General features: G+C 45.2%; 20 protein-coding genes. 6 read left to right on the forward strand and 14 right to left on the reverse strand.

From position 1 onward, the window contains the following. Window positions 1-14: 14 nt before the first annotated feature. Genes DER53_RS03675 through DER53_RS03685 form a run of 3 tightly spaced genes read right to left on the reverse strand, consistent with a single transcriptional unit; the run spans window position 15 to window position 3291 of the window. A complete protein-coding gene (locus DER53_RS03675) occupies window positions 15-992 on the reverse strand; it encodes an alpha-ketoacid dehydrogenase subunit beta (RefSeq protein ID WP_062755578.1) in 978 nt (325 codons plus the stop codon). Between the two features lies 1 nt (window position 993). Then, on the reverse strand, window positions 994-2076 hold the full coding sequence (gene pdhA / locus DER53_RS03680; protein WP_062755580.1) for a pyruvate dehydrogenase (acetyl-transferring) E1 component subunit alpha: 1083 nt from the start codon (window positions 2074-2076) through the stop codon (window positions 994-996). Between the two features lie 18 nt (window positions 2077-2094). Next, window positions 2095-3291: a dihydrolipoamide acetyltransferase family protein gene (locus DER53_RS03685; protein ID WP_062755582.1), complete on the reverse strand. Its 1197-nt coding sequence runs from the start codon at window positions 3289-3291 to the stop codon at window positions 2095-2097. A 343-nt stretch (window positions 3292-3634) separates the two neighbouring features. On the opposite strand from DER53_RS03685, the gene gloA2 reads away from it, so the two are divergent. Both gloA2 and DER53_RS03695 read left to right on the forward strand, forming a co-directional pair. Next, window positions 3635-4021, forward strand: a complete 387-nt coding sequence (gene gloA2, locus DER53_RS03690) for an SMU1112c/YaeR family gloxylase I-like metalloprotein (RefSeq protein WP_062677123.1) — start codon at window positions 3635-3637, stop codon at window positions 4019-4021. Window positions 4022-4056: 35 nt separating this feature from the next. Beyond that, on the forward strand, window positions 4057-5040 hold the full coding sequence (locus DER53_RS03695; protein WP_062755583.1) for a Gfo/Idh/MocA family protein: 984 nt from the start codon (window positions 4057-4059) through the stop codon (window positions 5038-5040). 33 nt (window positions 5041-5073) lie between these two features. Here DER53_RS03695 and DER53_RS03700 read toward each other — a convergent pair whose 3' ends face one another. From DER53_RS03700 to rbsK, 3 genes are all read right to left on the reverse strand, one after another. Beyond that, window positions 5074-5190, reverse strand: coding sequence for a DUF3789 domain-containing protein (locus DER53_RS03700; protein ID WP_121910022.1), 117 nt, complete (start codon window positions 5188-5190; stop codon window positions 5074-5076). A 499-nt stretch (window positions 5191-5689) separates the two neighbouring features. Then, a complete protein-coding gene (locus tag DER53_RS03705; RefSeq protein ID WP_062755585.1) occupies window positions 5690-6133 on the reverse strand; it encodes a VanZ family protein in 444 nt (147 codons plus the stop codon). Between the two features lie 70 nt (window positions 6134-6203). Beyond that, entirely contained in the window at window positions 6204-7091 is an 888-nt protein-coding gene (gene rbsK, locus DER53_RS03710) for a ribokinase (RefSeq protein ID WP_062755587.1), read from the reverse strand. A 461-nt stretch (window positions 7092-7552) separates the two neighbouring features. On the opposite strand from rbsK, the gene DER53_RS03715 reads away from it, so the two are divergent. The 4 genes from DER53_RS03715 (at window position 7553) to DER53_RS03730 (ending at window position 11264) form a co-directional block, all read left to right on the forward strand. Further along, the gene (locus DER53_RS03715) at window positions 7553-7900 is read left to right on the forward strand and encodes a DUF3870 domain-containing protein (protein ID WP_015865206.1); all 348 of its coding nucleotides are present in this window, start codon (window positions 7553-7555) and stop codon (window positions 7898-7900) included. Between the two features lie 75 nt (window positions 7901-7975). Beyond that, a complete protein-coding gene (locus tag DER53_RS03720; RefSeq protein ID WP_062755589.1) occupies window positions 7976-9139 on the forward strand; it encodes a DUF819 family protein in 1164 nt (387 codons plus the stop codon). Window positions 9140-9157: 18 nt separating this feature from the next. Then, window positions 9158-10228, forward strand: a complete 1071-nt coding sequence (locus DER53_RS03725) for a dipeptide epimerase (protein WP_062755590.1) — start codon at window positions 9158-9160, stop codon at window positions 10226-10228. Between the two features lie 28 nt (window positions 10229-10256). Beyond that, window positions 10257-11264, forward strand: a complete 1008-nt coding sequence (locus DER53_RS03730; RefSeq protein WP_062755592.1) for a C40 family peptidase — start codon at window positions 10257-10259, stop codon at window positions 11262-11264. Between the two features lie 126 nt (window positions 11265-11390). Here the strand turns inward: DER53_RS03730 and DER53_RS03735 are convergent, their stop codons facing one another. The 8 genes from DER53_RS03735 to DER53_RS03770 all read right to left on the reverse strand — a co-directional run bounded on the left by DER53_RS03735 (window position 11391) and on the right by DER53_RS03770 (window position 21295). Further along, entirely contained in the window at window positions 11391-12863 is a 1473-nt protein-coding gene (locus DER53_RS03735) for a sodium:solute symporter family protein (RefSeq protein WP_062755594.1), read from the reverse strand. Next, window positions 12860-13060: a DUF3311 domain-containing protein gene (locus tag DER53_RS03740; protein ID WP_062755596.1), complete on the reverse strand. Its 201-nt coding sequence runs from the start codon at window positions 13058-13060 to the stop codon at window positions 12860-12862. Before DER53_RS03740 ends, DER53_RS03735 begins: the two co-directional genes overlap by 4 nt. Window positions 13061-13101: 41 nt before the next feature. Then, the gene (locus DER53_RS03745) at window positions 13102-14286 is read right to left on the reverse strand and encodes a M20 family metallopeptidase (RefSeq protein WP_062755598.1); all 1185 of its coding nucleotides are present in this window, start codon (window positions 14284-14286) and stop codon (window positions 13102-13104) included. A 19-nt stretch (window positions 14287-14305) separates the two neighbouring features. Further along, a complete protein-coding gene (locus DER53_RS03750; protein WP_062755600.1) occupies window positions 14306-15535 on the reverse strand; it encodes a Zn-dependent hydrolase in 1230 nt (409 codons plus the stop codon). A gap of 146 nt (window positions 15536-15681) precedes the next feature. Next, entirely contained in the window at window positions 15682-16986 is a 1305-nt protein-coding gene (locus DER53_RS03755; RefSeq protein WP_062755602.1) for a hypothetical protein, read from the reverse strand. A gap of 75 nt (window positions 16987-17061) precedes the next feature. Then, window positions 17062-18330, reverse strand: coding sequence for a helix-turn-helix domain-containing protein (locus tag DER53_RS03760; protein ID WP_062755604.1), 1269 nt, complete (start codon window positions 18328-18330; stop codon window positions 17062-17064). Window positions 18331-18451: 121 nt separating this feature from the next. Next, complete coding sequence (locus DER53_RS03765; RefSeq protein WP_062755606.1) at window positions 18452-19435, reverse strand: MTP-1 family protein; 984 nt, start codon at window positions 19433-19435, stop codon at window positions 18452-18454. 519 nt (window positions 19436-19954) lie between these two features. Next, window positions 19955-21295, reverse strand: coding sequence for a UDP-glucose dehydrogenase family protein (locus DER53_RS03770; RefSeq protein WP_062755608.1), 1341 nt, complete (start codon window positions 21293-21295; stop codon window positions 19955-19957). Between the last annotated feature and the right edge of the window lie 96 nt (window positions 21296-21391).

Here is a 21391-nt window from a genome sequence, read left to right on the forward strand (position 1 = left end):
CCCTTTCGTGCTTATTAATAGCGCATTAACATTTGTACCCCTTCGAAAATGCGAGCGGCGTTCGGCAGCCAGTCATCTTCGACCGACGGCACCGGATACGGTGTATCATAGCCGGTCACGCGCACGATTGGCGCCGATAGCGTAAACAATGCCCGTTCGCTAATCAATGCGGCAATTTCCGCGCCGAACCCGTTCGTTTTGACCGCTTCATGAACAATCATCACCCGTCCTGTCTTTTCCACCGACTCCACGATGGTATCGATATCTAATGGCTGCAGGCAGCGAAGGTCAATTACTTCGGCGTCAATTCCTTTCGACTTCATCTCTACCGCCAGTTTCGCAACAAGCGGAACGGCCGCACCCCACGAAATGATCGTCACATCTTCCCCTTCTTTGACGACACGCGCTTTTCCTAGCGGAATTTCGTACGGCTCATCCGGCACTTCCATGCGCAAGGCGCGGTATAATTTCATCGGCTCTAAAAATAAAACGGGGTCTTCATCGCGAATCGCTGAAATAAGCAGCCCTTTTGCGTCATAGGCGTTCGATGGCATGACAATCTTCAAACCAGGTGAATGCGTAAACAGCGCCTCCAGCGCATCGGAATGAAGCTCCGGCGTGCGCACTCCTCCGCCGTATGGGCTTCGTACGACAAGCGGGCATGTAAACCGTCCCGCCGAGCGAAAACGAAGGCGCGCTGCCTGTGCCGCAAGCTGATCCATCGCCTGATAGACAAAGCCGAGAAACTGAATTTCCGCAATCGGGCGGAATCCGTTCACCGCCAAGCCAATCGATGTGCCAATAATGCCTGATTCGGCAAGCGGCGTATCAAATACACGGCGGTCCCCAAATTGTTCTAACAATCCATCTGTCGCGCGAAACACGCCGCCATTTTTCCCGACATCTTCCCCTAGTACAATCACGCGCTCATCGCGTTCCATTTCTTGCCGCATCGCTTCATTAATCGCCTGAATCATCGTCTTTTCCGCCATGTTATTTCACCTCTTTCCCTTGCTTTCTCCTTGCTGCTTCTTGTTGCTGCTCCTGTAAAAGCTTGCTTGGCTTACCGTACACGTAGTCAAATACATCGACGATCGACCCTGTCTCCGCCGCCACCGCTTCTTCATACGCCGCCGTGATTTCGTCGTTTGCTTGCGCTACCCATGCTTCTTCTTTTTCTTCCGTCCAAAGCCCGCGCTTTTCTAACAGCACCCGCAAGCGATGAAGCGGATCTTTTTTCCGTCTCCACTGCTCCGCTTCTTCCGCGCTTCGATATTTTGTCGGGTCATCGGATGTCGTATGCGGCCCTAGTCGATACGTCAGCGCCTCAATTAGCATCGGTCCTTCGCCGTTTCGCGCCGAATCGACCGCCTCTTTCATCGTTTTGTACACGGCAAGCGCATCGTTGCCGTCGACAAGCACGCCTTTCATTCCGTATGCGATCGCTTTTTGCGCGATCGTCCAGCTTGCCGTTTGCTTATGCACCGGAACGCTGATGGCGTATTGGTTGTTTTGGCAGAAAAAAATGACCGGAACTTGATAAACAGACGCAAAGTTCATCGCTTCATGGAAATCGCCTTCTGATGTCGCGCCATCGCCGAAATAACAGACGGATACTTGCTTTTCTCCTTTCAGTTTTGCCGCCCATGCGCACCCTGTCGCATGAAGCGTCTGCGCGCCAATAATGATTTGAATCGGGAAAATGTTTAAATGCTCCGGCGTTCTGCCGCCAAGCACATGGCCTCTCACGTAATGAAAAATTTGCGTAAGAGGCAGCCCATGCGCCAAACAAGCAGCGATTTCCCGGTAGCTTGGAAAAATCCAGTCCTCTTTCTCAAGCGCGAGCACGCTGCCGATTTGCGCCGCTTCCTGCCCGCTGAATGGCGCGTATGTACCGATCCGCCCTTGCCGCTGCATTTTTAACAAACGTTCATCAATGACTCTTGCTTTTCGCATCCACTTATATAGTGTGACGAGAAATTCATCGGAAAATTGTTGTAATGCTTCCTCATCCCCGTTCCCGTTTTCATCCAATAGCTGTACCATATCAAACGGCAATTGGTTTTGATCAAACATCGTTTCCTCCCCCTTCGCTTACCGAACATCTAACAGGAGCTGCTCTGGATGTTCTAAAATTTGCGCTACCGTTCTCATAAACCGGCCTGCCGGTTCCCCGTCAATGACGCGATGATCAAACGTGAGCGACATCCCCATCATGTCGCGAATGACAATCTCATCGCCAATTACGGCCGGTTTTCGCTTAATCGAGTGAACGCCTAAAATCGCCACTTCCGGATAGTTAATAATCGGTGTCGCAAACCAGCCGCCGTTTGCCCCGGTGCTTGTGATCGTAAACGTGCTTCCTTGCAGCTCATCGACACGCAGCGTATGGCGATGCGCTTTTTCCGAAAGCTCGGCAAGCTCGATCGCCAGCTCGCGAATCGATTTTTGGTCGGCATGCTTAATCACTGGGACGACAAGCCCTTCTTTCGTCGCCGTGGCAATGCCGATATGGTATTCTTTCTTTAGCACGATTTCGTTTGTTTCTTCATCTATTGTTGCATTAAATATTGGATGTTCTTTTAGCGCACGCGTCACTGCTTTAATGACAAACGGCAAATATGTCAGTTTGACCGACTCCGTCTCCAACTGTTTCACAAGACCTGTACGGATCTCCACCAGTTTCGTCACATCGATTTCATCCATCCCCGTCACATGTGGAGCGGTGTATGCTGATTTCACCATTTTTTCGGCGATTTTTTTCCGCAGCCCGCGAATCGGGATGCGTTCTTCGTTTACCGTTTGCTTATGAACCGTCGTCGTCTCGGCAGCTTCCAGCGCTGGTGCCACCGCCGCCGATGCGGACTCGCGCTCTTTTACATATCGCTCTAAATCGGCAAGCGTCACTCTTCCGCCTTCTCCGGTTCCTTCTACTTCTTCAATCGGAATGCCCATTTCCCTTGCCCTTTTTCTTACCGACGGGGCGGCAATCACTCGTTTTTTCCGTTGCGCCGGCTTAGATTCTGCGGCTGCTTCTTCATGATCAGCGGCTTTTTGCTGGTCAACGATGATAAGCGGTTCACCGACTTTTATCGTCGCTCCCTCCGGCCCGGCAAGCGCTACTACTTTTCCCGCTACGGGTGTCGTCATTTCCACCATCGCCTTATCTGTTTGAATTTCCGCAATCGGCTGATCGACAGAAACTTCGTCTCCTTCTTGAATAAACCAACGCACAATCTCCGCTTCATGCAGCCCTTCTCCGATGTCTGGCAATTTGAATTCGTAGCGCATATGTACCTTCTCCTTTTCTGTTTCATAGAAAAATAGTGTAGTATCATAATATGTGGGCAAAACAGGATGTAGACATTCTTGAGCTGCTATTCGTGAGGAATCAATAATTGGTGAACGAAAAAACCAAGTTGGTAAGCGTTTTCAAAAATGTTGAATTTTTAGAGGTGATGTTTTATGAGTAAAATATAAATATATGAATATTTTGAATATTATTATCTATTGATTTTTATGATAATATACATATTATTCCACGTCAATATTCATGCAGAATTGGATTTTTTTATTTTTAAAAAATAATGTCACTTCTAGTAGAAATTCATTTGCCTTGCTAAAGGAGGAGCTTATGCAATTCACCCGCATTCACCATATCGCGATTATTTGTTCCGACTACGAACGGTCGAAACATTTTTATACGAATATCCTCGGTTTCAACATTATTCACGAGCAATATCGAAAAGAACGAAATTCGTATAAATTAGATTTGCAAGTCGGCGAACATACACAAATTGAGCTGTTTTCTTTTGAAAATCCGCCAAAGCGGCCAAGCTATCCGGAAGCGTGCGGGCTGCGCCATCTCGCCTTGGAAGTTGACGATATCGATGAAGCTGTCGCATACTTACAAACGCAAGGCGTCGCTACCGAACCGATCCGGATCGACCCAGTTACAGGGAAACGGTTCACGTTTTTCCGCGATCCCGATGAGTTGCCGATTGAGCTGTATGAACGATAAAATGGTATAGTTACGACAAACAAGGAGGGACCGCCATGATTCGATTTGCCACGATCGGAACGAACTGGATTACGGAAGCATTTATTGAAGCAGCAAGAAAAGTAGAAGACTTCACATTAACCGCGGTATATTCGCGGACGGAAGAAAAAGCGAAGGAATTTGCGGCGAAAACAGGTGCCAAACAGACGTTTACAAACCTTGAGGAACTGGCGAAAAGCAAAGATATCGATGCCGTCTATATCGCAAGCCCAAATTCTTTGCACGCCGAACAGGCGATTTTGCTTATGAACCACGGCAAACATGTGCTATGCGAAAAGCCGATGGCATCGAATACAAAAGAAGTCAAAGCGATGGTTGATGCGGCGCGCCGAAATGATGTCGTCTTGATGGAAGCGATGAAAACGACGATGCTTCCGAACTTTCTAACGATTCGCGAACATTTACATAAAATCGGGAAAATACGCCGCTATTTCGCCAGCTACTGCCAATATTCATCCCGCTATGATGCGTATAAACAAGGAACGATTTTGAACGCGTTCAATCCCGCCTTTTCCAACGGCTCACTAATGGATATCGGCGTCTATTGCATTTACCCGATGGTCGTCTTATTCGGAAAACCGCATCGCCTCCAAGCAAATAGCTTGAAACTCGAATCCGGCGTTGACGGAGAAGGAAGCATTATTTTTGATTACGGCGACATGGATGCGATGGTGATGTACTCAAAAATCACCAACTCTTATCTTCCATCGGAAATTCAAGGGGAAGAAGGAAGCATTCTGATCGATGCGATCCATACGCCGACAAAAGTGGAAATTCGCTACCGCGACGGGCGCATAGAAGATATTACCGTCCCGCAAGAACAGCCTCCGATGTATTATGAAGCGAAGGAATTTATCGAGCTGATCAAAAACGGAAAACGCGAATCCGAAATCAATTCACATGAGCATTCGTTGCTGACGATTGCCTTGATGGAAGAGGCCCGCAAACAAACGGGAATCGTGTTTCCTGCTGACGAGTAAAAACAGCTTCCTGCATGTCTGCAGGAAGCTTTCTCATTTCTTCTGCCAATTGGCGCTATGCTCATCTGCCTGTTTGGCGACAAACATCATGCTCATGACAACAAGCATCACCAATGACCCCACGAATACTCCGGCGATAAAAGCAAGCATAAAGACCTCTCCCCTCTTTGATTCTAGCAAACTTGCTTTTATCATTGTTTCCATATTTACCGCAAACGATACTTGGGAGAGGCCGCGATATTACGACGGTATATTCTTTTTCGATCTTTTCACAAAGATTGTCGTTTTTCATAGTTTTTCTATAGTATTGTTATATGTGGTAAATAAAGGGATATTAAGGTAGGAGGTGTTTTTTGCTAAAATGATCGAAGCTTTAATCGAAGCTTTAGGCAACTTCTTTAGTGCCATCGCAACGGCTCTATTAGGCAAAAAACGCAAGAAAAAATAAAGATATCTGGGCACGGAGTTAGCCATTAGTTCGATTGCTCATCCCCTAAACACTTCTCAAGTTGTTATATTCGACAAGCAGAAATAAGCATTTGTTTGACTCGTTCATCAAATGCTGTTTTTTTGCCCATTTCAAGTCAAATCGTCTAAATGCTTTGCGGCGACTTCTTGTAATCCATCATCCACATTTTTCAGCAACAATCTATACGGAAACATCCTTCTTTTTCCTTTTCCAATACATATACAAACGGACAAAAAGCAAGGCAAGGAACGCTCCGCACGAGTCGATCGCCACATCTGTCGGCGCAGCGGTGCGCCCCGGCTCAAACGATTGATGCCATTCGTCCGTCATCGCGTACACCGTCGCAAAGACCCATGCGCCAACATACGCCATACGCCCTCGTTCAATCGCCCGCCAAACAAGCACCGCCAGTATGCCAAATTCGGTTAAATGCGCCAGCTTCCGAACAATAAAATTTAACGGAGACGATGCATCATCCCCGTCATGGCTAAATGGCAAATACGACAACACCGCTTCTAATATGCGCTTCGTATTTTCACCGGTAAACAGCGAAGATTCACTAAAGGAATAAATGACGATACACCAGATCACGACAAGGCTCCAGCGTTGGATTTTCTGCTGCATTGTTGTCACCTAATTTCTTTTTGCATGCTGTTTTTCTATTGAACGATCACATCTTTATATTGTACATGAATTATTCGGCATTTTCTTTTAAAAATCGTTCAACCTCTTCTTTCATTGGCATTCCGCCTTGCGCGCCTAGCTTTGTCACTGATAGCGCCGCCGCTGCGTTGGCGAACAGACAAGCTTCTTCTAAACTCATTCCTTTGCTTAACGCGACCGCCAGCGCGCCGTTGAATGTATCTCCCGCTCCTGTCGTATCCACGACCGGAACGCGAAAGCCTGGTATGAGCATCTGTTTTCCATCTTTCCGAATCGTCACGCCGCGCGCCCCTTCCGTGACAATCACTTTATCGGCAAACGCGTCCGCATCGACTTGCTCGAAAATAATATCCCGTTCATGTTCGTTTGGCGTAAGAAAATCGACTTGCTCTATAAGCTTCTGCGGCAGCGGCTGCGCTGGCGCAGGATTTAAAATGACGCGCACGCCATGCTTTTTCGCTAAAAAAGCGGCTCTTTCTACAACGGAAAGCGGAATTTCCAGCTGGAGTACACATACGTCACTTTTGGCAATCATTTCTTCGCATCGATCAATGTCTTCTGGACGAAGCGCATGGTTTGCCCCCGGAACAACGATAATTCGGTTATCTTGTTCCGAAATCGTAATCGAAGCAATGCCGGTCCCTTTATCTGTAACCGGTTTCACATTATCGATATGAACACCTTCCCGCTCCAATGAGCGAAGCAGCTCCGTTCCAAACGCATCCTTCCCGACTGCGCCAATCATATGCACATCCGCGCCAAGCCGCGCGGCCGCCACCGCTTGGTTTGCTCCTTTCCCGCCAGGAATGAGATGAAACTCCTCCCCTAAAATTGTCTCGCCTTGTGATGGAAAGCGGGAAGCGATCGTCACAAGGTCCATGTTGATACTGCCGACTACAGTAATCACTGGTTTTGTCATTTTCATTCCCCCACACGCGCAATTTGTCGTCCTATTAGCGAATGGAAACACGCCATTACGGAATGATCAACAACAATCCAATGTAAAACCCATTAGAATCTATTTCCATCATATATGTAACATGTTACCACAAAATTAAAATGTCATATATCTTGAGGATTTCTTTTTCACTCAATACTGTCATGTCATTTCTTTCGTCAAACTTATATATTTTCATCATTGTTCATCTACTTTCAATCCAAAAACATTTTGTAATGAAAAAGTAAAATACCCATCTACATTTGTATCAATGAATAACATTACTAAATTTTTTCTACAAAAGAAAAAAGATTCCAAAATTATTGACCATTTTCTGATTATTTAGTATAATAAGATTTGGAAGCGAATACATATTACGAGCAACATTTATGAGTCTATCATAAATGCCCCTCGTAATAGCTGTATTTGGTTGGAGGATTAGCATGTTTGAGAACAATGCCATATATATCATCGGAGACGCGAAAGCGCCTTCAAACAATCCGATTACTCAGCAATATAAAGCATTTTTCATCGGATTAGTGGTTAATAAGGAAAGCGGTATCATCGTAGATGCAGATTGTTCAGCGACGATTGAACTGACGAAATCCTTTGTCAAAAGCTTATTGGTCGGCCGATCGATATTGGATATTGACACAGTAAAAAAAGAAATCGAAACTCGCTATTTCGGCTCTTCTCAAAAAGCGCTCATCGTCGCTTTTAAAAACGCCAGCTTAAAATATCAAAATATAGTTTCGTCAGCTGCTTCATCTGTACCTTCATCACGCAGATGAAACCCAGCGAATAGAGTGATTGTTTTCTCTATTTGCTGGGTTTTTATATTTTTATATAAACAAGGAGGAGAGACAATGATTCAAGACGGCGTTGTTTACTTAAGTATTTTGCTGGCTTACGCAGCACTTATCGCCTTTGCAGAGCAAAAGTCTAAATCCAAACTTTTTAAAGTCGTCCCCGGCATTATTTTTATTTATGTCGGAGGCGCACTGATGCAAACATTTGGAGTTTTCGGGAAAACGGATTCGATCGATAATACGTACAATACCGTTAGAAACGTACTGCTTCCTGCTATGCTTATTCTCATGCTTCTGCATTGTGATTTGCGAAAAATCATAAAAATGGGGCCAAAAATTCTTCTCACTTTTTTTGCTGCATCTTTCACGATTATTATTGGGTTTACCATTACGTATCTGTTATTCAAAGAATTCTACGCAAAAGATACATGGAAGGCCTTTGCTGCACTCAGCTCCAGCTGGACAGGCGGGTCGGCAAACATGGTTATTTTGCAAAAAATTTTAGATGTTCCAGAAAACATTTTCGGCTACGCCTTAATGATGGACACGGTCAACTATTCTATTTGGGTCATGTTTATGTTTTGGCTTGTACCATTTGCTGGCAGATTCAACCGTTGGACAAAGGCAAAAATGGTAGATATACCTATTACAAACGACGAAGTAGCAGCAACAAACGAAAGTCATCAAAGAAAAATGGGATTTGCCGAATTAATCGTCTTACTTGGATTCAGCATTCTTTTATCAACAATTTGCACGGAAATCGGAAATGCTTTGCCTGAGGTGGGAGCCGTATTTAACGGATCAACGTGGACGATTGTATTCGCATCCGTCATCGGTTTAGTATTGGCGATGACAAAAATAGCGAAAATTCCCGGCTCCAACGATGTATCGAAAGTCATGCTTTATGTGGTCATCGCATTAATCGCGTCGAAAGCAGACTTTTCTCAATTGTTCCAAGCTCCAATTTATATCATCTCGGGGTTCCTTATTCTTTTGATTCACGCATTATTAATGTTAATTATCGCAAAAGTATGCAAACTTGATTTATTTACAATGGGAGTAACCTCCTTGGCAAATATCGGCGGAGTGGCTTCAACTCCAATTCTCGCGGGCGCATATCATCAGTCACTCATTCCTGTCGGCATATTGACAGCTTTGCTAGGCAATCTCCTTGGAACCTATTACGGGTTGCTCACCGCTCATATTTTATCATCACTGTAAACGAAAGGATGTCTATTCATGAAAATAAAAGACGCAGCCATCGCCACACAATCGACTCCATTAATAAAACCTTTCAAAACAGCGTTGCGAACGGCTACGCAAATTGAAAGCATCATCGTAAAAATCACTCTGGATAACGGAATTGAAGGGTATGGGGCCGCCGTCCCGACCGAAGCCATCACGGGAGAAACGAAACAAGGAATCATAGGTATTTTAGAAAATGTACTCATCCCTAAAATCATCGGTAAAGAAATCGAAGAAATAGCAAAAAACAGTAAAGATATTCAAACTAGTTGCATCGAAAACACAAGCGCGAAAGCAGCATTAGAAATGGCCATGTACGATGCCCTTTGCAAACTACTAAACATTCCTCTCTATCAATTATTCGGAGGAAAGACGAACCGTCATGTCAACGATATGACAATTAGCGTAAATAGTGTAGAAGAAATGGTCAATGACGCAAAAAAAGTCACAGAAAAAGGCTTTTCGATTTTAAAAATTAAAGTAGGAAAAGAAGCCGAAAAGGATATCGAACGAATCGAACGAATTTATGAAGAAGTGGGGCCAAATGTTTCACTGCGCATTGACGCTAATCAAGGATGGACAGCGAAAGAAGCTGTGGAAATCATTCAATCGTTAGAACGGCTCCAACTTCCGATCGAATTTATTGAGCAGCCCGTTCCTAAATATGACATAAAAGGTCTTCAGTTTATCCGAGAACGAGTCAACATACCGATTATGGCGGACGAAAGTGTATTCTCGGCTCGAGATGCACTAGAACTGATCCGTCATCACGCTGTCGATTTGATCAATATTAAGTTAATGAAAACGGGAGGATTACGTGAAGCCTACAAGATTGCTAGTCTAGCAGAAGCGGCCGGTATCGAATGCATGATCGGAAGCATGATGGAACCAACTCTTTCCGTACTGGCAGCAACCCATTTAGCAATTGCCCATCCGAACATTACAAAAGTCGATTTAGATGCGCCTCTATGGATAGATGATGATAGCAGTCGCTCGTTCTTTCAAGGAAGCGAAATTAACGTTCCTGATTTACCAGGGATCGGTTATGTTCCTTTATATAACTAATCATTGATCGTAAGAAAGGAGATTAGCAATGAAAAAATGGAAAAAGTTCTTTACTGCATTCCTTTGCTTTTGCATGATGCTCGTCTTTCTTTCACCTGTAAATGCCAAAACGAACAATGATGAAATAGCTTATGTTGACGTCTCTGTCGCAACGCTTTGGACAGAGCCGAACATTGCAAGAAACATTGACAGTCCATCGTTATCCAATCCAGTTGATATGTGGAAATGGACAAAAAGCATGACATATGAAGAAAAACTATGGTTAGTAGGAAATCTTGAAACACAAGCGTTATATGGCATGAAAGTCACGATACTAGAAAAACAGGGGGATTGGGCTAAAGTTGTCGTACATGGCCAACCAACACCACGCCATCCGCTTGGATATCCCGGCTGGATGCCGATTCACCAACTGACAAAAGGAATAGCATTTGCACAATTTCAATCGAAACCATTTGCCCAAGTTACCTCACCAACTGCATGGCTTTACAAAGACCCAAAAGGAAAACATAAATTTATGGAAATCAGCTTTAACACTCGCCTTCCTGTGATTCACTCAACAAAAAGTGCAGTCAAAGTGATAACACCAAGTGATGGTGCCAAATGGCTAAGAAAAGAGGATGTCCAAATTTTCCAGACGGAAGCAGACATTTCAGCACCAACTGGGGAAGACTTAGTAAATACCGCAAAACAGTTTTTAGGCTTGCCTTATTTATGGGCAGGAACATCCGGATTTGGCTTTGACTGTTCCGGGTTTACCCATACGATTTATAAAGCTCACGGAATTACGATCCCACGCGACTCATCTGTGCAAGCTCAATTCGGCACGCCTGTAAAAGAAAGCGAACTGCAACCAGGCGATCTTCTCTTCTTTGCATATAATAACGGAAAAGGAAGAGTCCACCACGTCGGCATGTATATCGGCAACGGCAAAATGATCCACTCGCCAAACTCCAGCACAACAGTACGCGTTGATGATTACCGTGCTCCTGGATATGGCGAAGAGTTCGCCGGCGCAAGAAGATACATCAACAAATAAGAAAGAACACAAAAAGGAGACATGAATGTTTCAGCTCATGTCTCCTTCTTCTTTTTTCCTCATTGTGTCTGTTAGAACAACAACCCCATTTTGGAAAATACAGACATAAAAAGAAGTTCCCTCTCCCTACATCACGCTTTTTTCTGTGTCGACGCTGACAGATCGGGTCGGAATCCAGCTTACGACCACCGTGACAACGATATTCACAATCAATGCGATAATTCCGACATTCAGATCTTGCACGACCTGCGGCAGAGAAGGGAACAACGTGCCGATGCTGCTGCCCGATAATGTAATATAGGCAACTGTCGCAACACCAGCGATAATACCGGCAAACGCTCCTTGTTTCGTCACAAAATTGTTTTTCATCAGGCTGAGCACAAACGATGGGAACAACTGCGTCACGAGGCTATATCCCATAAGAAGCAGTGCAACGATCGTATTTCCGCCGCGGAACGTGAAATATAACGAAACTAACGCAATGACAGGGACGAGATATTTCGCTAGTTTCGTGACCTGATCGTCGGTAGCGGAAGGAGAAAACACTTTATAGACGTTTTTCGCAAGCAACGTCGATGCTGTTATTAAAATCATCGAACCCGGAACCATTGCCGTCAACAGCCCCGCTGCACCGATCAGCCCGACGACCCAAGGGTCAAACGTTTGAATGGACAACCGCAATAAAGCCAGATCAGCATCGGAGCCTTCTAAATGCGGAATTTGCAAAATCGCTGCAAAGCCGACAAAAAAGACAAACAGCAGCACTAACTGATAAAGAGGCAAAATCATCGCATTTTTCCGAAAAACGTTGGCGCTTTTCGCCGAATAAATCGAACCGAACGTATGCGGCCACATATAAAAACCAAGCACCGTTAACAGCACGGTGGAAATAAACCAAGACACGCTCATGCCTTTGTCCGGCAATACGAGAAACCCTGGTTTTGCTTGTTCAATTGCTTCAAACATCGGCTGAATTCCGCCGTAATAATGGAATGGAAGATAAAGACCTAAAAAGACCGCGACAACTAAAATCATAATATCTTTCACTACCGCTGTCCACGCCGAGCCGTGGATGCCCGAAATCATCACGTACACTGTAACGGAAAGAACGCCGATCCATATCGCCGCCGTCGGCGAAATCGTGCCGTATGAAGCTTGAGAAACGATAATACCCAATCCTTTTAGCTGCAGCACCAAATACGGAATAAGCGCGACCACCCCGACTAGGGAAACGAGCACCCCTAACAGCGGACTGTTGTATTTGCTAACAAAAAAGTCAGATTGGGACATCAGCTGATGCTCTTTCGCATATTTCCATACTTTTGGAAGCATCCAATATGACAGCACATACGCCAAGCAGCCGTACGCGATAATGTAAAACGTCGGCCCCCCTTTGCCGTAAGCCCAACCGCTTCCGCCTAAAAAGGTAAATGTCGTATAAATTTCGCCGGCCAGGAGGAGAAAGACAAAGATCGTGCCAAACCCGCGGCCGCCGACCGTCCACTGTTCCAAGTTCATATCTTTTCCTTTGCGCGCTTGCACCCCTAAATAGAGGGAAAGCAACAGGAAAGCGAAAATAATCACCAATGCCGCATTCATGTATGCTCCTCCTCCCGCACTTCCGGATCAAAGCGGTAGACAATCGCCATGATGGCGGAAGTGAGAATCACCCAAGCGACAAGCCAAAAGAGAATAAACGGCATGCCAAGCACGTATGGAGTCACTTTATTGGCAAACGGGATGCCGCCAAGTATGCCAAGAAACGGAAGCACCATCAGCCAGCGAATTCCTTTCATCCTTATTTCCTCCCTCACGGAATAATAGGAAGCGGAAGCTTTTACGGGGCTTCCGCCAACAGTTTAAACGCCGCATGGACAAACAAGCGAACGCCGATTTCTAACGCATCTTCATCAATGGTAAAGCGCGGATGGTGATGCGGATATACAATGCCTTTTTCTTTATTTCCAGCGCCGACATAGAAGAAGCTTCCTGGTGCTTTTTGCTGGAATGCCGAAAAGTCTTCTCCGCCCATATTTGGCTTTATATGATCAACCGATTCTTCGCCAAATACTTCCCGCACCGTTTCCTCAATGACACGGGTCACTTTTTCGTCATTAATAACCGGACGATAGCCGAATTCATATTTAAATTCGTATGTTGCGCCGTGTGCCTCGGTAATGCCTTTGATGATCCGTTCCATTAATTTTGGCACATTTTGACGAAGCGTTTTATCAAAACTGCGCACCGTTCCTTGAATTTCGACGCTTCCTGGAATCACGTTGTGCGTCGTTCCGCCAATAAATTGCGTCACCGATACGACGAGAGGCTCAAGCGGATCTGTGTTGCGCGATACGATATGCTGCAAGTTCGTCACCACTTGCGCGCCGATGGCAATCGAATCAATCGTTTGGTGCGGCAAAGCAGCATGCCCGCCTTTCCCATGAATACGAATGAAAAAGCGATCTGGGGAAGCCATCATCGGACCATACACAATGCCAATCTTGCCAATTTCTAATGGGGACCAAAGATGGGTGCCAATGACGACATCCACCCCATCCATCACGCCGGCCTGCACCATTTCCTCTGCACCGCCTGGATATATCTCTTCGGCATGTTGGAAAAGAAAGCGGACTTCTCCTTTGATTTGATGACGAAGCCGCGAAAGAATTTTCGCCGTTCCCAAAAGCATCGCCGTATGTCCATCATGCCCACACGCATGCATCACGCCTGGATTTTTTGAAGCAAACTCAAACGTATTTTCCTCTTGAATCGGCAATGCGTCCATATCCGCGCGAATGGCCACCACTTTGCCCGGACCGTCCCCGATTAACCGCGCCATAACACTCGTTTTTGTCGGGCGCGAAATCTGCAAATTCCCAAACGATTGCAATGTTTCATAAACAAATTGCGCCGTTTTTTCTTCGTGAAACGACAGCTCCGGATTTGCATGCAAATGCCGCCTCCATGCGATGACTTCTTCTTTGATTTCATCGACAAGCTGTTTAATTTCCGTGTTTGCCATCATTTCTTCCCCCTTCTCCTCATTCTCCCATCGCTAAACGCAATACGGTATGGTACAATACGTTCGCCCCAGCCGCACAATCCTCTTTCGAACTCCATTCCTCTGGATTATGGCTAACCCCATCTTTCGAGCGAACAAAAATCATCCCAATCGGGCAAAGCCTAGCTAGCTGTACTCCGTCATGGGAAGCACCGCTCGGAAGGGAGAAAATATCCAAACCAAGCTGCCCGCATGCCTCTTTCGCCGCGTTTTGCACAAGTTCGGAACATAATACCGGAGGCATCTCCTGCAATAGCTCAACGTTAACTAGTACGTTTCGCTCTTTGCCAATCTTTTGCGCTTGTTCGATAATCGATTGTAATACGTGATCTCGCACTGTCGCGTCAATATCCCGCAAATCCAAGGAAAATTCGACTTTTGCTGGAATGATGTTAATTCCTCCGGGGAATACTTTCATTTGCCCAACGGTCCCCACGGTAGTTCCTGTCTTTTTCGCCTCTTGCTCGATCATTTGGATCATCTGTGCCGCCGCAACAAGCGGATCGCGGCGAATTGGCATTGGCGTTGCCCCGGCATGTTCCGCTTTTCCTTCTACCGTAAATTTGACCCATACAAGCCCAGCGATCCCTGTGACAATTCCGACGGAAAGATTCGCTTCTTCCAACACACGGCCTTGTTCGATATGCAGCTCGACATATGCTTTGACCGAGCCTTTTCGGCGCGCTGCCTTGCCGATTTCACTAGGGTTAAGCCCTGCTTCTTTCATCGCTTCGGCAATCGAAACCCCATTTTTGTCTTGATGAACTAACTCTTCCTCCGACAACGTTCCCGCCATTCCGCGGCTTCCGATCATTCCGAAACTAAAGCGTGCTCCTTCTTCATCGGTAAAGGTAACGACTTCAATCGGATGCTTCGTTTCCACCCCTCGTTCGTTCATCGTTTGTAACACTTCCACCGCTGAAAGCACTCCGAGCGGACCGTCAAACATTCCTCCGTTATAGACGGAGTCAATGTGCGAACCGACCAGTACGACAGGCGCATCTTTTTCCTTTCCTTCTTTACGTCCAATCAAATTTCCGACCGCATCCTCATACACAGTAAGCCCCGCTTCCTTCATATACGAAGCGACCTTCTCCTTTGCGGCACGTTCCTCTTTTGTAAACGATAAACGAGTAACCCCGCCTGATGGCTGTTTTCCAATCTCGCCTAATTCCATGATCCGATTCCAAAGCCGGTTTTCATTAATCATTTCGTTCCTCCCTTCTCATTGCGATTTACGGATGAATTTCGGTTATGACCTTAATTATAATATAATTATTAAAATTTTTGAATAATTTAATTTATAAAAAATTCATATTAAAAAAAATATAGCGAACAAATGACGTTTGTTCGCTACTAATAATCATAAAAAATACGATAAATTTTTCTTGGGCGGCCGCGAGGATATGGATTTGTTTCGCCAATGACCTCTGCTAATCCTTTATGTTTCAATTCATTCAAAATCCGTCTTGCGCTTCTTGGCAAAATTTGCATATTTGTTGCTAGTTCGTAAGCATTAATCTCGTTTTTCCCCAGCTTTCGTAATATGGCGCTTAATTTGCTCAATGTTGCGACACTCAAATTCGTTTTTTGGCTGATCGCCTGTAATTCGGCGCAATCAAACGAATAACGTATTTGTTCCGAACGGCCTAACGGCCCAACAATCGTATCATCATCAAATACAACCATCCACGTGCCTCTTCCATATTTCTTCGCATGAAGAAACGCTTTACCGGCATGAATTTCGGCTTCATAAGCAGTCCTTCCTATCCCGATTCCACACGTCACCATCTCGTGATCAATGTGTTCTATTTCATCCATCGCCGGAATGATTCTGTAATGATCGGTGATATCCTTTAATACTCCTCTTGTCGTAAAAATAACATAACGGCCAGGACCGGCAGTTTTCAACGATCCTTGTATTTTTTTGGCATATCTCAACAACTTTTCCGTTACTTTCATTTCCATCTTATATATTTCATCAGTCGAAAATGTTTCGCTCGATATCGCAGATAACGAGTCGACTTCGATCATCTGGACAGCGATTTGCGCGTCTTGAAAGCGCAGCATTTCGCCCGTGCGAATGATCATTTGCATCACCGACTCCACCGCCGAACGAGCAGGCAGCACGCGATATACGGGCACGCCAAGCTTTTGTAATTCAAGATGCGCTGTCCGCAAACATGTCACCGCCGCTTTCGTTACTCCTTGCTTCCATAACTCATAATGATACTGTGCTAAAACTTCCGCGGAAATCTCCCCTTGATAATGTTTCACATGCGGAACTCGTTCGCAAATCCCCGCCTCATCCAACAGCCGTTCGATTTCCGATGGATGATACGTATCAAAACTTAATTGATGGATGGGGATTTGCCGCTCATAATAAATATGCAACAGCGTCCGATATAAACTTGCCCCCGTATGCGGAACATAAAACATCGGGCAGTCGACCTCTCCCCACTCTTTCACAATAGAATAAGGAACTTGTCCCGAAAAAAGCCACATATCGACTTGATGAATAAACGGACGAATAAGATCGATAATTTCGTCTTCGTCCCAATATACAACAGGCACACAATAAAGCTCCTTATATTCATTCGCAATGTTTTGAATCATTTCCAACGAATCATCCGCCCCTAATATTCCCAGACGTATGCGAATCGTTCGTCCCTCCCCTTTTCAGGACCGCAAAATCCCCTTTGTTGTCAAATAGCGTTTGCGCATGCAGCCTATTCTTCAGTCCAGTAAATCAGCGATGACCTTTTCGGCGATGGCGCGAATTTCTTTGCGATCGTATATTTTATTTTCCTCCACTTCGAAAAACTCACGTACCGCTTCATTAACAAGCTGATTTAACTCCTGCCGATTCTGTTCTTTTCCAAATATATATCCTGTTTTTACAAGTTTATCGAGCATCGACTCCACAAGTTCGCTAACAGGGTATGGCTCTTCCTCATCCCAATACTCGTCATCATCCCATTCCTCGATGAAATCATCGTCCTCTTCGAAATCTTCCGATAGGAGATGATCTGTCATATAATCCATCATCTCATTCACTTTCTTGGAAATACTGCTTGCGGAAACGCCATAAAGATGCGCCAAATCCGTCTGTGTTACTGCCTCGCCGCGCAAAATCCGACAAACAAAATAATGCAAAGCAGCCGCATGCAAAGGAACGCTGCGAATAACAGGTTGGCAGGTATCACAATATTCATGCCAAATCGCTTTTGCCATATTCAAATTCATACTTTGCGGCATTTTCTTTTCTAATTCATAAACCACCGCTGCGTAATTCGGATGTTCCCATTCGAACGGATCGGCTATGAATGACACGAGCATACGAACGGCCGTCATCCACGCGCTTGGAAAGGATGTCCGCAAAAATACACGCGCATCTTCCGGTCCGTATGCTTCCCAATCCTCTTTTAGCGAACATGCAATTTCATGGGCGATCATATTTGGAAATGAAAAAAATGCAGTAAAATACGTGTATTCCTCTCCGGCAGGCACTATAATCCCCATTAGCAAATCTCCTATTTGCACTTGCGGCAATGGCTCACTGTCAAAAATGCGCACTACTCGTTTTTCCAATGTCAACACATCTTGAACGACGAAACGCCGTTCTCCTTGAAGCTCTACCACTATATCAAAAGACGGCGCCGCTCCAATCCATGACGCAAGAATGGAGCGAGTGGAAGGCCGCCATAACGAACCTCTCCACTTTACATATCGCTCAATGATCGTTTCGCCCCGCGGCGTCACTGGAACGCAAAAAATAGTCCAATTTGCTATAAAAAAACTAATCGCCTCTCCGATTTCCCCATGTTGTTCCCATTCTCTTGGATCGCCGATGGTTTTTAACAACTCATCCGCATATTCTTCGGTCGCATACCATAATAAATCATGCATGCATTCCGTTAATTGTTGATCCACTGCGGTTTGTATGGAAACAATGTTCCCCTTCCCACTTCTGCGAGAATATGGGGCGTTTTTATCCGATTTCATTTTATCACTCCACTTCTTTGTTCTATATTATCATTCTACCAAAAAGCGCTCGCTTTCTATCGCAAAAACATATAAAATTTCTAAATTTACTGATACAAATTTGTATAAAAAAATGCCAAAACTAGGCGAACCTAGTTTTGGCAAAATGTTCACGGCCATCTCCTAGTCTTTCGTATTTCACAAATGGATCGATGACAGTAATTTTTTGTGCTTCCGCGTCGCTAATTCCCGCGTAAAAATCTGCAGTGCCATCCTCCTTCCGAATTAACCCGCCGCTAAATACCACATCAACGAGGTCTGGGCGTTTCGCAGGACCTTCCAAAAAATGTGATCTTGTCGCAATTAATTCGATATCGGAAAGCTCCATTGTATCCGGATTCAACACAAATACCATCGGATAATAGTGGCGTTTGCCATCTTCACCGAAACGAGCAATATGCCCAAGAACACCAACAAGTCCATTCGAAAGCAAGTGAAGTTCATTGACTCCTCCCCATTCGTCATCTACGAACTGATTATCCAAAAGAGGAGCCTCTTCCATGATCTCCACTGTCAACTCATCTAATGAATCGATTCGTGTAAAACCTATTTTCCCTCGTCCGCCTTTTTCCCCTTGCGGACGTGTAAACACACCAACTGATCCATCTTTTAACTCAATCAATCGAATATCTTTCATCCCATCTGGGCCTTTTGCAAATTCTTTTAAACTAGAGATATTCTTCCCTTTGTAAAAAATCGTTCTCCAACCTAAGGTGCCTTCTATGGATGGATGTGGAAAAGTTTGTACTCCACCGAAGATCAATTCCCCGCGAATTCTCGAAACAAACGGGTCTTGGAGCGTGAATACTGGCGCTCCTTCCTTTGGCACCCATTCTTCTCCACGGTTCACAAAGAAATACACTTCCGAATGCTCACTATCTCTTGGCTCTACTCGACCAGCGATAACAAATTCTCCTTCGTCTTCAAACGGTGCCGAGATATTATATACATCCCGTTCTCCCACTCCTGTAAAAACTAACTTCTCCGGACTAAACGGCTTCGGCCCTTGCTCAAACTCTTTTAATAACATCTCACATGTTTTGACGCTGGCCTTCTTCAACAGCATAAAACTCCTCCCAAATATATCATAATGCTTCACATAGATGTATTGTCGCAAAGTAATATAATGAAGGTGTTTACCTTTATTAGATATTAACAAGCTGGCATCAGAAGTCAAGTAGGTAACTAGCACCAAAAACGCATTATGCCCATCACAATTGGCCAAACGCCAGAAAGAAAAGTTTTTGTTATTTTTACCAATTGTTTCATGTTATTTGCATTTGGTGCATTCAGACCAACTCGCTTCACTAAATTATTATTTTTTAGCTATTCTTTACTTGCAAATCTTTTGCACTGATAATACGCGGTTTTTTTACTATATCATTATATAAATTCAGGTTGAAATTCGACACATTATTCCGCCCAACATAGCCTGTTGCAATCATAAAAAATTCATCAGAAACAAAACTACCTTAGCCCAACGCAATAGGAGCTAAGGTAAGTTTGCTGACTATACGATTTTTCCTTCCGCTTATGAATTTGGATTGTCCACTGTTTTCCTTGAAACGACAATGGGGATTGCTATCTACTTGACGGGGATATGTTCAGACGGCAAGTGGTCCTCTGCCGGACACACCCGTTTTCGGCCGATCGATTCGTAAATGATTCCTGCCTCGCGCGCACTCGCTAGACTGTAACAATTCCGCCCATCCAACACAAGCGGCGTTTTCATTAAATTCGCATATTGACGGACGTCAAATTGCCGGATCTCCGGCCACTCCGTAAAAATAAAACAAATATCGGCGTTCGCAACCGCCTCTTCGATCGTCGAACAATAGGTGATTTCCTTTGGAAATACGCGCTTTGCGTTTTCCATCCCAACAGGGTCCCACACCCTTACATTTGCGCCTTCTTCCAATAATACCGCGATATTAGCAAGGGAAGGGGCCTCCCTTATATCGTCCGTTCCCGGCTTAAACGTAAGACCTAACACCGCCACCTCCAGCCCGCGAAAATGGCTCACGTACGTTCTTGCCTTTTCGATCAATTTCACTTTTTGACTTTCATTCACTTCCATTGCGGCTTGCACCGTTTTCAGTTCATAATCGCAACCATCGGCAAGCCAACGCAGCGCTTTCGTGTCTTTCGGAAAACACGACCCGCCATAACCGATGCCGGCGCGCAAAAAACGGCTCCCGATCCGCGGATCCATTCCCATTCCTTCCGCCACGTCTTCGATATTGGCGCCAACCATTTCGCATAAATTCGCGATTTCATTAATATAGGATATTTTCAAGGCGAGAAAAACATTGGATGCGTATTTCACCATTTCCGCACTTTTTCGATCTGTCACGACATAAGGAAGATAAAACGGGTCATACACTTCTTTCATGACCTTCTCCGCATGCGGCGATTCTACCCCTAACACAATTCTTGACGCATGCAGCGTATCCTTGATTGCTGTCCCTTGTGATAAAAACTCGGGATTCGCCACAACCTCAATATGAACGGGGTGCTTCCGGTGTTCATATATCCAACGTTCCACTTGATCGCTTGTCCCAACGGGAACGGTAGATTTCACCGCCACTACACAGTCTTTTTCCACCGTCTGCGCAATCTGCTTTGCCGCTTCCCATACATATTGCAAATTCACGGATCCATCCGGCTCTTCCGGGGTGCCAACAGCGATGATGATCACATCTGCCCGCCGGCACGCCGCCGCATAGTCAGCCGTAAACAACAACCGCTCGCGATTTTTTCTTATTAACTCCTCCAACCCAGGTTCATAGATCGGAGATTTCCCTCGCTGAAGCAATGCCACTTTTTCCACATCGACATCCACGCACGCCACCTTATGTCCCTTTTCCGCCAGACACGCGGCCGTGACTAGTCCTACATATCCTACACCCGCTACGGCAATATCCATATTTCATCACACCTTTGATTGTTTACTCCGCTCGCAAATGCGATTCATGGCATACGGCCGTCCAATAACCCATCATTTCTGCCAAACGCTCGCATT

Origin of the sequence: Parageobacillus toebii NBRC 107807, from assembly GCF_003688615.2 — a bacterium.
GTDB lineage: Bacteria > Bacillota > Bacilli > Bacillales > Anoxybacillaceae > Parageobacillus_B > Parageobacillus_B toebii.